Raw genomic sequence first — 16,092 nt, 5'->3', positions numbered from 1 at the left:
ATTAAACCGTAACATTTTTTAAACTCAACCGTCCAATATGAAAATTAAAATGATGAAAAAAATAGTTTTTGCCTTTGGGATTTTGGCAATGGTCACCAGTTGTAAATCGGTTTCCAAATCAGAAAATAATCTGGTGGTCGTCGATGTTTTTCTCAATGAGATTGAAAATGATAGGGTAAAAGTCTCTATAAACCCTGGTCCAATTCAAGTTGATTCTCTCAAGTTTTACTTGCCTAAAATAGTACCAGGAACCTATGCAGTGAATGACTACGGACAGTTTTCTGAAGACTTAATTGCTATTGACTACGATGGAAATGAAATGTCTGTAGTTCGAAATGATGACAATACGTGGACCATTTCCAATTCTCAAAATTTCGATAAGCTGACGTATTATGTCGAAGATACCTTCGATATTGAGGGAGAGGGTGGTGTGTTTTCTCCAGCTGGAACCAATTTTGAGGCTGGTGATAACTTTATGCTCAATTTGCATACGATGGTCGGCTATTTTGAGGATGCTAAGGAGATCCCATATAAGATTAATGTTCACAGACCTTCAGACCTAATAGCTTCTGCCTCATTACCAGTGATTAATCAAACAGATCAAGGCACTTATATCATTGATGAATTCTCTACTAGCCGATATTTTGGGGTCATAGATCATCCTATTCTATATTCCGTTCCGGATACTACAAGTTTCGATATTGAAGGGATGAAGGTACTTTTAAGTATACACTCCCCAAACAATATCCACACTACTAAAGATTTGAAACCAGCTTTAGAAAAAATGGTTCAAGCTCAAAAATCTTTCTTAGGTGAAATTGATAATACAAATGTGTATGCTATTTTATTGTATCTGTCGGTTATGGAAAACCCTGATGCTCGTGGATTTGGCGCTTTAGAACATCATACCTCTACGAGTGTAGTTTTGCCAGAAACCATGACTTTACCTCAGCTTGAAGAATCTATGACAGATGTAGTCTCGCATGAGTTCTTTCATATCATTACTCCGTTGAATATCCACTCCAACGAAGTTCACTATTTTGATTATAACGATCCTAAGATGTCTAAGCATCTGTGGATGTATGAGGGAGTTACTGAATATTTTGCTAACCTTTTTCAAATCAATCAGGGTCTTATTTCCGAAGAGGATTTTTATAAACGGATGAACGATAAGATTGAAACCTCAAGAGCTTTTGACGACACAATTCCCTTTACGACCATGAGCGAGAATATTCTTTCTGAAGAATATAAAGATAGTTTCTATAATGTATATCAAAAAGGAGCACTTATCGGGATGGCTCTGGATATCCGTTTAAGAGAGCTTAGTGGTGGGGAAATGGGGATTTTAGACCTAATGAAAAAGTTGATTTCTAAGTACGGAAAAGACACACCCTTTGAGGATGATGCCTTGATTCCTGAAATTGTAAGTTTAACTTACCCTGAAATACAAGATTTTTTTGATGCCTATGTGCAGGGAAATACTCCGATTCCTTACGATGATTTTTTTGCTAAAGTAGGCGTAGAGAAAACGGAGAGTATAGCTAAAACAGGCTACTTTTTAGATGGAAGGACTCCATTTATTGACGCTAACCAAGATAAAGGCACAGTCTTTTTTAGAGAAAGTTATCCTATGAATTCATTTTTCAAAGAGCTAGGTGTAAAAGGTGGAGACGTTATCAAATCCATCAATGGAACTGATTATACTTTAGAAAATATAAGAAATTTAATTTCGACTTCTATGGCTTGGGGAGAAGGAGAAGACTTTAAAATGACTGTGGAAAGGGAGGGAGAAGAGCTCACTTTTGAAGCTAAAACCACCCAGCCTTACACAAATAAAACTAGTTTACAGTCAGAAGAACTTGAAGAATCTGACCCTAAATTTGAATTGAGACAGGCTTGGTTAAAAGGCTAGATCTCAACTATATTTTCTAACCCATAAAAGTTTGGTCGTAAGGCCCAACTTTTATGGGTTATTTTTATTTGAAAATAGTACATTTGGACTTAAATCTTTAAGGTGTTAAACTCGATAAAAACCCATTTTCTACACAAAAGCCTCTCATCCAAAAGGTCTATTCTGGCTGCGGAATCAGTAGGTGATAAGGTTGGAATTCTATATAATGATGATATAGCAGACAAATATCAGTTGCAGCAACTTGTTGAGAAGAACTTTAAGATCAATTCTGAAGATATTAGTTTTCTTGGCTTTAGTCGTCATCGGTATGACAAGGTTGAAAAACCAGAATACGTTTTTACGACAAAGGATTTTACCTTGTTTGGAAAACCAAAATCAAAAGCTATTGACGAATTCTTAAAAACAAATTATAAATTGCTCTTTAATTATTTTGGTAAGGATGAATTGTGTTTAGAGGTTTTAGCGCTACTCACCGAAGCCAAACTGAAAGTAGGATTTCAAGAGGCGAACGAAAGAGTAAACGATCTTATTTTGAATGTAGATTCTAAAAATCTTGATTTTTTTAAAGAAAGTTCTAAATATATAAAACAAATAATATAATACCAATGAAACAGTTTTTAGGAACAGGTGTGGCTTTAGTAACACCTTTTACAGGGGAAAATGAAGTTGACGAAAATGCTTTGAGAAAATTGGTTCAATTTCAACTTAAGAATGGGGTAGACTATATAGTCGTTTTAGGAACTACGGCAGAAAGTGCGACCCTCTCAAAAGTAGAAAAGGAGACCGTAAAAAAAATTATTAAATCAGAAAATAACGGTCAACTCCCACTTGTTCTTGGGTTGGGAGGGAACAGCACCTCTCAGGTGGTCGAAGATTTAGCTCAAGAAAACTTAGAAGGCTTTGACGCGATTTTATCGGTGTCTCCTTTTTATAATAAACCTAGCCAAGAAGGAATCTACCAGCACTTCTCCGAAGTCTCTAAGGCGTCAAAGCTTCCAATTATCTTGTATAATGTGCCAGGGAGAACTGGATCCAATATGCTGCCTCTTACTGTAACTCGCCTAGCAAACGACTTCGATAATATTATCGGTATCAAAGAAGCAGCTGGCGATATAGTGCAAGCTATGACCATAATAAGGGATACACCAGATGACTTTTTGGTAATTTCTGGAGATGATATGATTGCATTACCCATGGTTATAGCTGGAGGTGCGGGAGTCATTTCTGTAATGGCACAAGGCTATCCAGCCGAATTTTCTAAAATGCTTAGTTTGGGTAGAGAAGGGAAAGTAAAGGAAGCTTTTACAATTCAGTTTCAATTGATGGATGGAATCGATCTTATTTTTAAAGAAGGAAATCCTTCTGGTATAAAGGCGGTTCTGGAGCTTAAAAATTTATGTGAATCCAGTGTTAGGTTGCCTTTGGTAGAAGCAAGTTCAATATTAAAATCAGCATTAAAGGTTTTCAATAGTCAGTTGAAATAAGCGGAGTCATAATGCGTTTTTATTATCGAAGATTTATCCCTAATTTTGCACGACATTTAAATTTATGAAATCAATAGTCTTACTCTTACTAGTTGTCATTTCTTTCGCCTCTTGTAGTGACTACCAAAAGGTGTTGAAAGAGGATGAGATTGCGCCAAAATATGAAATGGCAAAGTCTCTGTATGATAAAGGATTGGAGACCGATAAAGGTAAATATTATCGCAAAGCTATTCGATTATTTGATCAAATCTTACCTCAGTATAAAGGCAAGCCTTCAGGTGAGACGGTAAGTTATATGAATGCCAACTCACATTATTTATTAGGAGATTATTTTTTATCTGGTTATCTGTTCGAACGTTTTTCCAAGTCTTATCCCAACAGTGAAAAGGCTGAAGAAGCGCACTATAAAAGTGCAGTAAGCTATTATGAGGTTTCGCCAATCTACAGTAAAGACCAGGAGGATACGCAAACTGCCATGACTAAGCTTCAGTTTTATATCAATACTTATCCCGATGGAGAGTTTTTTGAAAAATCTAATTCTAAGATTCAAGAATTAAGCCTAAAAATTGAAAAGAAATATTACGAGATTTCAAAGCAATACCATCATACCGAACGGTATAAGGCTGCGATAGAATCTTTCGATAATTATATATTAAAATTTCCAGGAACCAAATTTAGAGAACAAGCTTTTTTCTACAAATTTGAATCTGCTTATCTTTTGGCCATCAATAGTATTGCTATATTGATTCCAGAACGAATCGCTGAAGCCCAAACTTATTACGAAGATTATTCAAAATATTATACTGGCACAGAACTCTCTGAGCAAGCAAGGATTTACGCCAAAGACATAGAAGAACGAACAAATACTCAAACTGAATTATGAATTCAAATATCAAAAACACCAACGCTCCAATAAGCACAACTACAATCAATAAGAATAAAGTTGATGCACCTACTGGAAACATTTATGAAGCTATATCTATAGTTTCTAAACGTTCCAACCAAATCAATGTGGAGATGAAGAAAGAGCTTTTGGAAAAATTAGATGAATTTGCGACGTACAATGAAAACTTAGATGAGGTTTTTGAAAATAAAGAGCAAATCGAAGTTTCTAAGTACTACGAGAGACTTCCAAAACCACACTCTATCGCTATGGAAGAATGGCTAGATGACAAAATCTACTATAGACATACCAAAGAGAACACTGAAGACTAAATAGTTTTTCATCAATGAGCATTTTAAGCGGTAAGCATATCCTATTAGGAGTTACTGGGGGCATTGCCGCTTACAAATCTGCTTTTCTAGTTCGGCTTTTAAAAAAAGCAGGGGCTCTTGTAAAAGTCGTCATGACTCCAGAGTCCGAGCAATTTATTACCCCGCTTACCTTATCTACTTTATCCGAAAATCCAGTGGTTTCTAGCTTTACCGATGAGGAAAAGAATTGGAACAATCACGTGGAATTGGGATTGTGGGCAGATGTAATGCTTATTGCTCCAGCTACAGCCAATACCTTGTCCAAAATGGCTTCGGGGACAGCCAATAATCTACTTATCACGACTTATCTTTCCGCCAAATGTCCAGTATACTTTGCACCAGCTATGGATTTGGATATGTACAAGCATGCTTCTTCTAAGGCTAGTATCGACAAGCTTATAGGTTTTGGAAATAAATTTATAAAACCTGGATCTGGTGAATTGGCTAGTGGACTTGTAGGCGAAGGGAGAATGGCCGAACCAGAGGATATCATTAGCTTTATAGAACAGGATATTCTTTCTCAACTGCCGCTTGCTGGAAAAGAAATTACAATTACCGCGGGGCCTACTTATGAAGCCATAGACCCAGTAAGGTTTATAGGTAACCATTCCAGTGGCAAAATGGGTTTTGAACTTGCTAAGCGAGCTTTAGACCTTGGCGCTAAAGTAAACTTGATTACGGGACCAACACATCTGCATTTAAAGCACTCCAACTTAACTAGAATCGATGTAGTAAGCGCTCAAGAGATGTTTGACGCTACGCTCTCCAAATTCGATTTGTCTTCTGTAGTCATTGCTTCAGCGGCAGTTTCAGATTATAGGCCAAAGCATCCGTTTGATCAAAAAATGAAAAAGTCTAAGGATGCCTTACATATAGAATTAGAACCTACAACAGATATATTAATGCATTTAGGGAGTATCAAGAAGGATCACATCTTAGTGGGTTTTGCCTTAGAGACCAATGATGAAGAGAAAAATGCGAAGTCTAAATTGAAAAGGAAAAATCTTGATTTTATTGTTCTAAATTCTTTAAACGATCAGGGAGCAGGGTTTAAAACAGATACCAATAAGATTACACTTATAACAAATTCAGAAACCATACGTTTTAAAACAAAACCTAAATCTGAAGTTGCTAAAGATATTTTTGATCATATTTTAAAACTAACACTCCGATGACTCTAAAGCTCATTTTCCTTTTACTTCTTTTTCCATTTGCGATTTCAGCCCAAGTTCTGGAGGCAGAAGTTGTTTTAGATGCTCAACAAACTGGAAGAAACCAGTTGACGATTTTTAGGACTTTAGAAAAAGATTTAAACGAATTTATAAATAATACAAGTTGGACAGATAATACTTACGACAGCCATGAGCGGATAAAGTGCAGCTTCAATATCATTATTCAAGCTTACGATTCCGATAATTTTCAAGCTACTCTTCAGGTTCAATCTTCGAGACCTGTATTCGCATCGTCTATGAATTCTATTGTTTTAAACATAAGTGATAGTGATTTCAATTTTAATTATAAAGAGTTTGAACCCTTAAATTACAATCCCAATGTGTTTACAAACAATCTAGTATCTACCATAAGCTTCTATGTGTACACTATTTTGGGATACGATGCAGACACCTTTGTTGAACAGGGTGGCGATGAGTTTTATGAAGAAGCTAGGAAGATTGTAAACGCGGCTAGTCAACGCGGAGGTAATGGATGGAAAGAGTCTGGAGCCACTCAAAGTAGATTCGGTATCAATAGAGATTTGCTTTCCAGGAATTTTTCAAATTACAGAAAGGCACTTTACGTTTATCATAGGGAAGGCTTGGATGTGATGCATGAAGATATTGAAAAGGGGAAAGAAAATATTGTTACGGCTATCAACCTTATTTCAGAAAATTCAAAAACAAGACCCAACGCTCCCTTATTCAGAATTTTCTTTGATGCAAAATCAGATGAAATTATGCAAATCTTAAGTGGTGGCCCAGAAATGGATATTAGCTCGACCTTGAGTACTCTAAATCAAGTAGCGCCTGTTCATAACAGAAAATGGCGTACGATAGAAAAATAATCCTTATCAAGATCCCACAATATTTAGTAGATTAGCAACTGTTTATAACTACTAAATCCTTCAAATGTGCTTAGAGTTCTTGGAATAAAAAATTTCGCTCTTATTGAAGACATTAGTCTTGAATTTACGGATCACTTCTCCATCATCACCGGAGAAACTGGTGCAGGAAAATCTATCATACTAGGTGCGCTCTCCTTACTTTTAGGTAAAAGAGCAGACCTGAATTCCATAAAAGATTCAGAAAAAAAATGCATTATTGAAGGTCACTTTTCTATAGGTTCATTCAATTTGTCTTCCCTATTTGAGGCTTTAGATCTAGACTATGAAGAGCACACTATAATAAGGAGAGAGATTTTGCCATCAGGAAAGTCCAGAGCCTTTGTTAATGATACTCCTGTAAAGCTCTCGAATCTTAGTGAATTGGGTGTTCATCTTATCGATATCCATAGTCAACACGAAACCCTTTCTATTGGAAATATAGATTATCAGTATTCAGTATTGGATACCGTTGCTCAAAATTCTAAAGTAAAGCAAGACTATAAAGTTAACTTTAAGCTTTTAAGTGAGTATAAGCGTCATTTTGAGGAGTTAAAATTCAATCAAGTTAAAGCTGACGAGACTTACGACTACAATGTGTTTCTACTTTCAGAATTGAAGGAGGCTAAACTTAAAACAGGTCTGCAAGAGGAGCTGGAGTCCGAACAAAGAAAGCTAAGTCATATAGAAGAGCTTGAGGAAAAACTTGGGCAATCCTTTCAGCACTTAGATGAAGAATCTATGGGAGTAATTTCTCAATTACGAGAAGTTAACTTGCAGATGAGAAAAGCGGCTCAACTGGATACCAATTTGGAAGAGTTGTACCGAAGAGTAGAAAGCATCTTGATTGAGGCGGAAGATATTTCAAGTGAAACTCAATCTCAACTGGAGTCTTTAGAGTTAGATCCCAAAGTATTGGACCAGATCAATACGCAATTACAACATATTTATAACCTTCAGAAAAAGCATCATGTTTCTAACGTAGAAGGCTTGATAGAAACTCAAAATGAACTTGAAGAACAGGTTTCTGTAAAAGAAAACGCAGAACAGGCTCTCAGGGAGGGACAGGCCAAAATTGATGATCAAACTGAAAAGCTAAAGGCTGTCGCTAAATCCTTATTTAAGAGTAGACAAGACACCATTAAGGTGATAAGTTCTAGTGTAGAAAGCATGCTTAGCGATTTGGGAATACCAGATGCTAAGTTTGAAGTAAGAGGAAGCTATACCAGTGTCTTTACTCCAAAAGGTGCCGACGAATTTGAATGGGTATTCTCTGCCAATAAAGGGAGTGCACTTCAAGATTTAAAGAAGGTGGCCTCTGGTGGTGAGTTGTCAAGAATTACTTTAGCCATAAAAAGTCTCCTTGCTGAATTTGAAAATCTACCGACCATTGTTTTTGATGAAATTGATACAGGGGTTTCTGGAGATATTGCGACAAAGATGGGAAGTATCATGAAAAAAATGTCAAGCTCTCTTCAGGTGATTTCCATAACCCATCTTCCTCAAATTGCAGGTATGGGAGAGCAGCACTTCAAAGTTTATAAAACGACAGAAAACGAAAAGACAAGATCGAATATAAAAATACTCAAAGGGCAGGAACGGGTTGTGGAACTTGCAGAGATGCTTGGAGGAGATAAAACCTCTGTATCTGCTTTGGCTCATGCTCAATCTTTGTTAAAATGATTAACTTTACAATCGAAATAAAATTTACTACCTATGTCATATAATTTATTAAAAGGAAAACGAGGACTTATTTTTGGAGCTTTGGATGAAAATTCAATTGCTTGGAAAACCGCAGAAAGAGCTCATGAAGAAGGGGCTACATTTGTGTTAACGAATGCTCCTGTTGCACTAAGAATGGGAACCATAAAAACCCTTGCTGAAAAAACAAATTCTGAGGTTATCCCTGCAGATGCTACCAAGGTTGAAGATCTTGAAAATTTAATCGAAAAATCGCAGGAGATACTGGGGGGTAAATTAGATTTTGTTCTTCATTCTATTGGTATGTCCATCAATGTGAGAAAGGGAAAACACTATACAGACCAGAATTACGATTGGACCCATAAAGGCTTAGACGTATCGGCAATGTCTTTTCATAAACTGATGCAAACCCTTTATAAAAAGGATGCGATGAACGAGTGGGGAAGTATTGTAGCTTTAACCTATATGGCTGCTCAACGTGTTTTTCCAGATTATAACGATATGGCAGATAACAAGGCTTACTTAGAATCTGTCGCTAGAAGTTTTGGTTACTTCTTTGGAAAAGACAAAAAGGTAAGAGTGAATACGATTTCACAATCGCCTACACCTACCTCTGCAGGTCAAGGGGTAAAAGGATTTACTGGATTTATGAACTATGCTGAAAAAATGTCTCCGCTTGGCAATGCAACGGCTTTGGAGTGTGCAGATTACACGCTGACTTTATTTTCTGATCTCACCAAAAAAGTAACTCTCCAAAATCTGTATCATGACGGAGGCTTTTCCAATATGGGTGTAAGTCAGGAGATTATGGAAGCTATGGAAGAATAGCTAATTTTAAACAAATAACTTTTAAAACCCTCTACATAGAGGGTTTTTTATTTGTCAATTTTTATAAAATATTAACAATATTAATAAAATTAAATCACTTTACTTAACGTTTAGTTAAAAAATACGCTAAAACCCTAATTTTTTATTCAAATATTAACTACTTTAGTTATGAACTTATAAATTTTAAATTATGAAAAAAATTACAATGACTTTGATAGGTCTTGCTTTTGCTTTTTCAGCAAATTCGCAAGTATCCTCAGTCCAATTCACAGGTAATGTCGTAGCGCCTGAAATACCAAAAGGTGTTTTATTTGATCAATCGGCTATAACAAATAGTGGATTTCCTTCTACTTTTTCAAATCAACAAGACGTTGGAATTTATTTAGCTGATGATTTTGAGTTATTGACTCCAGCAAATATAACTTCCATTACAGCTTTTGGCTTTCAAAACCCCCAGACTTTTAATGATATTACGACAGGTATAAATCTTTACATTTATGCAAATTCTACTGTTAATACGCCAGATGGCGATCCCACTCAGCCAGGTTCTGGCTTATTAGAATTAGTTAATTTAGATCCAACCGGATCAGCAGTTGAAATTTTAAGCCCATCTCCTGGTTTATTCAATATTAGGGTAGATATAGAAGAGGCTTTTGGATCTAATTTTGTATTACCTCCTGGTGATTATTGGTTAGTTGTAACTCCAAGTATGGATGTACCAGCAGTTAACGCTGCCGATAATTGGTTTTGGTTTGGTGCTGGTGCATCTGACGTAGGAGTTGATGAATCACAAGCTATTGCTCCAAGGTTAGGTTTCAATGATTGGATTCCGTCTAGCGTTGCCACAAATGGTGACCCCGGAAGTGCTGCATTTATAATCGAAGGTGATGTTGTAGGTGATTTTGCAAAAGTACAAATTGTACATAATGCTCCAGATCCTTCTGCTTCCGTTGTTGATATTTATGTGAATGGCGATTTGGCGATTGATGATTTTGAATTTAGGACAGCCACTTCTTTTTTGCCTTTACCCGCCGGAGTAGATTTAGATCTTGATGTAGCGCCAGGAACCAGTGCTGATGTATCTGAAAGCTTATTTACAGCGACTGTTAATCTTGCAATAGATGAAACTTATATAGTTGTGGCGTCTGGTGTTTTGGATCCAACGTTATTTGATGATTCCGTTAATGCAATAGCATTTAGTTTAGAAGTATTTGTTGGTGCAAGAGAAGCTTCGGCTGTTGCTGGTAATACCGATGTTTTAGTACAACATGGTTCTCCAGATGCTCCTGCTGTAGATGTAGTTAACCAAGATGGTGGAGGTGTTTTAGTTGATGATATCAGTTACCCACAGTTTCAAGGGTATCTAGAGCTAGCAACATTAGATTACTTACTCGATGTAGAACTTGCTGATAATTCTTCTGTTGTAGCATCTTATCTAGCTCCGCTTCAAACTTTAGGCTTATCTGATCTTGCGATTACTGTTTTAGCCAGTGGTTTTTTAAATCCAACTAATAACCAGAATGGCGCTGAATTTGGATTATGGGTTGCGCTACCAAGTGGTGGCGATTTAGTCGAATTACCATTACAGACTTTAAGCAATGAATCTTTTAATAGTTTTGACTTTACCTACTATCCAAACCCTGTAAATGATATACTTTCTATTTCAACAGCATCTACTGTTGATAACATAAAAGTATATAATATGTTAGGACAGATGGTAGTTGAAACTGCACCAAAAGTTTCAAATCCACAAGTGGATATGAATGAGTTACAGTCTGGTGTTTATTTGGTTACTTTAGAAGTGGAAGGAAGTCTTCAAACTTTTAGAGTGATTAAGCAATAAATTACTAATTATTATAACTAATGAATCCCGGAGCTTTGCTTCGGGATTTTTTATTTATAATATATTTACAGAATGATAGAACGCCATTACTCTTTTATAATTCCTGTTTACAACCGACCAGAGGAGATGGAAGAGTTGTTGGAAAGCCTAAGCGAAATGGAAGGCGACTTCGAAGTGATCATTATAGAAGATGGTTCTCAGGATTCTAGCGAGGAAGTAGTTTCCAAGTTCAATACTAAATTGAATATTTCCTATTATTTTAAGGAGAATACTGGGCCTGGAGATTCCAGAAATTATGGGATGCGGAAAGCAAAAGGGAATTATTTCATCATTTTAGACAGTGATGTAATTGTGCCTTCAGCCTATTTAAAAACAGTTAACGATCACCTTTCGAGTCAGTATTTGGACTGTTATGGTGGAGGAGATAAATCTCAAGACTCTTTTACAGATACTCAAAAAGCCATAGATTATGCTATGACTTCATTCTTGACTACAGGTGGTATAAGGGGAAGTGCCCATTCACGGCTCTCTAAAACTTATGAACCTAGAAGTTTTAATATGGGAATATCTAAAGCTGCATTTATAGAGTCTGGTGGATTTGGAGTTATCCATCCCGGAGAAGATCCCGACTTATCCATTCGATTAAAAAAGCAAAATTTTAAGGTAGGTTATATAGATGATGCTTTTGTCTTTCATAAACGTCGAGTAGATTTTCTTAAATTTAGTTCTCAAGTCAATAAATTTGGGCTAGTAAGGCCTATATTGCTTAAGAGATATCCAGAAACAAATAAGATCACGTATTGGTTTCCTTTTTTTTATTTATTGTTCTTGATAGTAGGGGTGGTTTTACTTTTTTTTGAACTCCATTTTGTAATTTATTTTTATGTGTTGTATAATTTTCTCATATTAATAGATAGTACGATGAACTATAAAACTATTAAAATTGGACTCTTAAGTGTCATTTCAACAAACATTCAATTTTTTAGTTATGGGTCTGGATTTATAAAAAGTTACTATTTCATTCATATCCTAAAGAAAAAACCACAATTAATATTCCCTCAATTATTTTTTAGTCAATGAACCAAAAGACACAGCTTAATAGATTAAAGCAGAACATTAAAAAGAGAAATTATAAAGCCTTTATTTTTATCTTGTTTTTTACAATGCTGATATGGTTGTTTGTTCAAATGTCCAAAAGTTATGACGATTCAATAAGTCTATCTATAACATTGAAGGAAGTTCCTGAAAATATTATTATTGAAAATCCAGTGCATTCTTTGGAAGTAGACATTCAACAAACAGGATTTAAAATCCTTTCCATGAGCCTTTTCAATTCGTCTATGGATATCAATTTCAATCAATTAGATTCCTTGAATAATCGATTTATATATGTGACCGAAAAGCATAGAAAGGAGATATCAAAATCATTAAATCTTAAGCCTAGAGATATACAAATGAGCATGGATAGTTTGGTATATAAGCATTTTAGACTAGCGACTAAAACCTTAAAAGTAAAGCCAAATTTTAAAGTTGATTTTGCTATAGGTTATGATTCTACGGCCACTTTCTCATTTGAACCTCAATTTGTAAAGGTTTCTGGGAATGACTCTATTCTAAATACAATCGAGCATATTTATACCAAGCCTAAAGATTTTAAAAAAGTATCTGATACTCTCCAGGGGTCAATTGGTATACAAACTATAGACAGTGTGTCTATTAATTATTTTGATACGGAGGTAGATTACTTTATTCCTGTGAGTAAATTCACCGAAGGGAGTTTTGAAATCCCAATTGAAGTCAGCCAGACAGGCACCAATCAAGACATCGTTATATTTCCTAAAACTGTAAATGTCAATTTCAAAACGAGTTTGGCTAATTTTGAACGCATTGACGAATCTGGTTTTAAAGTCGTGGCCAAGTATATACCAAGTGAGGATTTTATGATTCTTGAATTAGTAGAGCAGCCCAAATGGGTTAAAAACATAACTTTAGATAGCTTTAAGGTTGATTATTTGATTAAAAAATGATAAAAATTGGACTTACCGGAGGCATTGGCAGTGGAAAAACGACTGTTGCAAATATGTTTAAGAATAAGAACATTCCTGTTTTTATTGCAGACGTAGAAGCTAAAAAAATTTTAAATGATCCTTCTGTAGCTCAAGACGTAGCAAATACCTTCAATATATCATTAACTAATGATGGATTAATCGACAAATCAAAATTAGCTTCCATAGTATTTAAAGATAAAGCGGCTTTAGAAAAACTCAATTCTATAATTCACCCAAAAGTCCATCAGAGTTTTCAAAAATGGGTTAAAAACAAAGATGCTTCATATATCATTTACGAAGCTGCTATAATTTTCGAAAAGGATAGAGCGTCAGATTTTGACTTTACGATTTTAATCACTGCCCCAGAAGAAGCTAGAATACAGCGAGTTGTCCAAAGAGATCTATCTTCAGAAGATGAAGTAAAATCTAGAATGAAGGCACAATGGCCTGAGTCTAAAAAGAAAAAACTTGCTGATTTCGTAATTGAAAATACTAATTTAAAACAGACTCAGCAACAGGTGGATAAACTTCATGCAAAATTTTTAAACTTTTCAGATAAATAAGAGGATTGTCCTGTTAACATTCGGTTAAACACCGAGAAAGCATTTTGTTAAAACTGTAATTTTGGCAAAATGAATAAACGCATATTTATATTTATAATTATCCTGATGACGTTCTCCTTGATTGGAATCATCTTTGTGCAGGGCTATTGGATTAAAAACACAGTAGAGAGCAACGAAGAGCAGTTTTCCATGGGTGCCAAACAGATTCTTATAAATGTTGTGCAGCAGCTGGAGAAAGATGAGGTGGACAAATATTATTTCAAATTTGCCTCTATTGCAGATTCTGCTATTCCCGTAAGAGCTCAGCTAACTGAAATCTTTCAATTACCACCTGATGGGATTTCAACCGAATATTTCACGTATTCTAACCGCTTATTTCAAGAAGATTATAAAATTGCGTCTCCCTTTTTAGCTGAAAATCAAGATTCAATCGAGTTTAAAAAATTGATTAATCGAAAGGTGACCGCGGTGATGAGGAGAGATGGTATAGATGGAAATACTCTTAATGCCTTAGAACGTTACGAGCGTATTAATAACCTAGAAGATGAGCAAAAATATTTATGGCTAGACGCTATAAAGGAAATGGCTTCAAAAATCCCTATCCATGAGCGGGTAGATACTTTAGAAATCAAAAAGCTTATCGATGAACAAATGAAAAAGCGCAATTTAAAGTCAGATTTTGATTTTGGGATTTATAGCAATGCTCTTTCTACTAAAGTGAAGACCGCAAGTTTCGAGCTCAATTCCCCTTCTACTTATGGAGTGCCGGTATACAGTTATAACGATGAATATTCGGATTACCAACTTTTTATCAATTTTAAAGATAAAAACAAGCAAATTTTGTCTTCAATAGCGCTTATGGGTGGACTTTCAGTTTTATTTACTTTGGTTATTGTTCTTGCTTTTTCTTCAGCAATAGGTCAGCTTATAAGACAACGACAAATCTCACAAATCAAGACTGATTTTATAAACAATATGACGCACGAATTTAAAACGCCTATTGCCACTATTAATCTGGCATTAGATTCCGTCAAAAATCCTATGATTTCAAACAATCCTGAAGCGGTAGACCGCTACATGAATATGATAAGGGAAGAAAATAAACGCATGCATGCTCAGGTTGAAAATGTTTTGAGGATCTCTAAACTAGAAAAAAATGAGCTCAATATTGATAAAGAAAAATTGAACCTTCATGATATTATAGAAGATGCAATTAGTCATATCAATTTAATAGTAGAAGATCGAGATGGTTACATCAAAACGCATCTAGATGCCAAAAGAGATAGTATATTAGCGAACGATTCACATTTTTCAAATGTTATTATAAATATTTTAGATAATTCAGTAAAGTATTCTACCTCTGAGCCTAAAATTACTGTGACTACTGAAAATGTGAATAATTATATTGTGCTTATCATTACAGATCAAGGAAATGGAATGACTAAGCAAGTTCAAAAGAAAATATTTGATAAATTTTACAGAGAACACACAGGAGATGTTCATAACGTAAAGGGCCACGGCCTAGGATTGGCTTATGTTAAGCAAATCGTAGACGATCATCATGGAGAAATTTCCGTGAAAAGCGAAAAAGGAAAAGGAAGTTCATTTATAATTAAATTACCATTAATATCATAAATATATGGAAACTGAAAACAAGAAAATTTTATTAGTAGAAGACGATCCTAACTTTGGAATCGTATTAAAAGACTACCTATCTATGAATAGTTACGACGTTACGCATGCAAAAAACGGCATGGAAGGCTTCGAGAAATTCAAAAAAGGAAACTATGACCTTTGTATTTTAGACGTCATGATGCCTTATAAAGATGGTTTTACTTTAGCCAAAGAGATCAGAGCTAAAAATGAGGATATTCCTATTATCTTCTTGACGGCTAAAGCTATGAAAGACGATGTCTTAAAAGGCTATAAAGTTGGGGCTGACGATTACCTCAATAAGCCTTTTGATAGTGAAGTGCTTTTGATGAAAATCAAAGCCATCATGCAAAGAAAGAATTCAGATACACTTGCAGATAGTAAGCAATTTGAGTTTAGCGTGGGTAACTTTCACTTAAATTCTAAACTGAGGTTTTTAACCTTCAGAGAGGAAGAACCTATCAAGTTATCTCCAAAAGAGAATGAGTTATTGCGCTTGTTGGCTTTATACGAAAATGATCTAATGCCAAGAGAATTAGCGCTTACTAAGATATGGAGAGATGACAATTACTTCACATCAAGAAGTATGGACGTGTATATTGCCAAATTGAGAAAGTATTTGAAAAAAGACGATTCAGTCGAGATTTTAAATATTCATGGTGAAGGATTCCGTCTAGTAGTAAAGGGATCTGATGGGAAAGGTGCTTAAAG

Annotated in this window: 15 protein-coding genes; all 15 read left to right on the top strand. The window is 35.3% G+C overall.

Translation table 11 applies throughout. The annotated features are described in order from the left end of the window. The first annotated feature begins 52 nt into the window (after positions 1-52). The 15 genes from PGOND44_RS04860 to PGOND44_RS04790 all read left to right on the top strand — a co-directional run bounded on the left by PGOND44_RS04860 (position 53) and on the right by PGOND44_RS04790 (position 16,090). Positions 53-1,912 (top strand): M61 family metallopeptidase, encoded by a 1,860-nt coding sequence (locus PGOND44_RS04860; RefSeq protein WP_040555828.1) that lies wholly within the window; start codon positions 53-55, stop codon positions 1,910-1,912. A gap of 102 nt (positions 1,913-2,014) precedes the next feature. Beyond that, entirely contained in the window at positions 2,015-2,512 is a 498-nt protein-coding gene (locus PGOND44_RS04855; protein ID WP_003437375.1) for a DUF6913 domain-containing protein, read from the top strand. A 5-nt stretch (positions 2,513-2,517) separates the two neighbouring features. Further along, on the top strand, positions 2,518-3,396 hold the full coding sequence (gene dapA, locus PGOND44_RS04850) for a 4-hydroxy-tetrahydrodipicolinate synthase (RefSeq protein WP_003437373.1): 879 nt from the start codon (positions 2,518-2,520) through the stop codon (positions 3,394-3,396). Between the two features lie 64 nt (positions 3,397-3,460). Then, a complete protein-coding gene (locus tag PGOND44_RS04845; protein WP_003437370.1) occupies positions 3,461-4,279 on the top strand; it encodes an outer membrane protein assembly factor BamD in 819 nt (272 codons plus the stop codon). Then, positions 4,276-4,611: a DNA-directed RNA polymerase subunit omega gene (locus PGOND44_RS04840; protein WP_003437368.1), complete on the top strand. Its 336-nt coding sequence runs from the start codon at positions 4,276-4,278 to the stop codon at positions 4,609-4,611. The genes PGOND44_RS04845 and PGOND44_RS04840 overlap by 4 nt, the downstream gene beginning before the upstream one ends. A gap of 14 nt (positions 4,612-4,625) precedes the next feature. After that, complete coding sequence (gene coaBC, locus PGOND44_RS04835; RefSeq protein ID WP_003437366.1) at positions 4,626-5,825, top strand: bifunctional phosphopantothenoylcysteine decarboxylase/phosphopantothenate--cysteine ligase CoaBC; 1,200 nt, start codon at positions 4,626-4,628, stop codon at positions 5,823-5,825. Next, positions 5,822-6,709: a type IX secretion system protein PorD gene (gene porD, locus PGOND44_RS04830; RefSeq protein WP_003437364.1), complete on the top strand. Its 888-nt coding sequence runs from the start codon at positions 5,822-5,824 to the stop codon at positions 6,707-6,709. Before coaBC ends, porD begins: the two co-directional genes overlap by 4 nt. Before the next feature lie 66 nt (positions 6,710-6,775). Beyond that, a complete protein-coding gene (recN, locus tag PGOND44_RS04825) occupies positions 6,776-8,428 on the top strand; it encodes a DNA repair protein RecN (protein WP_003437362.1) in 1,653 nt (550 codons plus the stop codon). Positions 8,429-8,461: 33 nt separating this feature from the next. Then, positions 8,462-9,274 (top strand): enoyl-ACP reductase FabI, encoded by an 813-nt coding sequence (locus PGOND44_RS04820; RefSeq protein WP_003437360.1) that lies wholly within the window; start codon positions 8,462-8,464, stop codon positions 9,272-9,274. A gap of 205 nt (positions 9,275-9,479) precedes the next feature. Beyond that, positions 9,480-11,117 (top strand): DUF4397 domain-containing protein, encoded by a 1,638-nt coding sequence (locus PGOND44_RS04815; RefSeq protein ID WP_223810234.1) that lies wholly within the window; start codon positions 9,480-9,482, stop codon positions 11,115-11,117. A 72-nt stretch (positions 11,118-11,189) separates the two neighbouring features. Beyond that, positions 11,190-12,197 carry a glycosyltransferase gene (locus PGOND44_RS04810; protein WP_003437356.1) on the top strand — a complete coding sequence of 336 codons (1,008 nt, stop codon included), beginning with the start codon at positions 11,190-11,192 and terminating at the stop codon, positions 12,195-12,197. After that, positions 12,194-13,144, top strand: coding sequence for a YbbR-like domain-containing protein (locus PGOND44_RS04805; RefSeq protein WP_003437353.1), 951 nt, complete (start codon positions 12,194-12,196; stop codon positions 13,142-13,144). The genes PGOND44_RS04810 and PGOND44_RS04805 overlap by 4 nt, the downstream gene beginning before the upstream one ends. Continuing rightward, a complete protein-coding gene (coaE, locus tag PGOND44_RS04800; RefSeq protein WP_003437352.1) occupies positions 13,141-13,728 on the top strand; it encodes a dephospho-CoA kinase in 588 nt (195 codons plus the stop codon). The genes PGOND44_RS04805 and coaE overlap by 4 nt, the downstream gene beginning before the upstream one ends. 69 nt (positions 13,729-13,797) lie before the next feature. After that, entirely contained in the window at positions 13,798-15,363 is a 1,566-nt protein-coding gene (locus PGOND44_RS04795) for a sensor histidine kinase (RefSeq protein ID WP_003437350.1), read from the top strand. A gap of 4 nt (positions 15,364-15,367) precedes the next feature. Beyond that, positions 15,368-16,090 (top strand): response regulator transcription factor, encoded by a 723-nt coding sequence (locus PGOND44_RS04790; RefSeq protein ID WP_003437348.1) that lies wholly within the window; start codon positions 15,368-15,370, stop codon positions 16,088-16,090. Positions 16,091-16,092 lie beyond the last annotated feature (2 nt).

The sequence above is a fragment of the Psychroflexus gondwanensis ACAM 44 genome (assembly GCF_000355905.1).
In the GTDB taxonomy this organism is placed as follows: domain Bacteria; phylum Bacteroidota; class Bacteroidia; order Flavobacteriales; family Flavobacteriaceae; genus Psychroflexus; species Psychroflexus gondwanensis.
The sequence above is the reverse complement of the archived record's forward strand: the minus strand, read 5'-3'. Positions and strand labels throughout refer to the sequence as shown.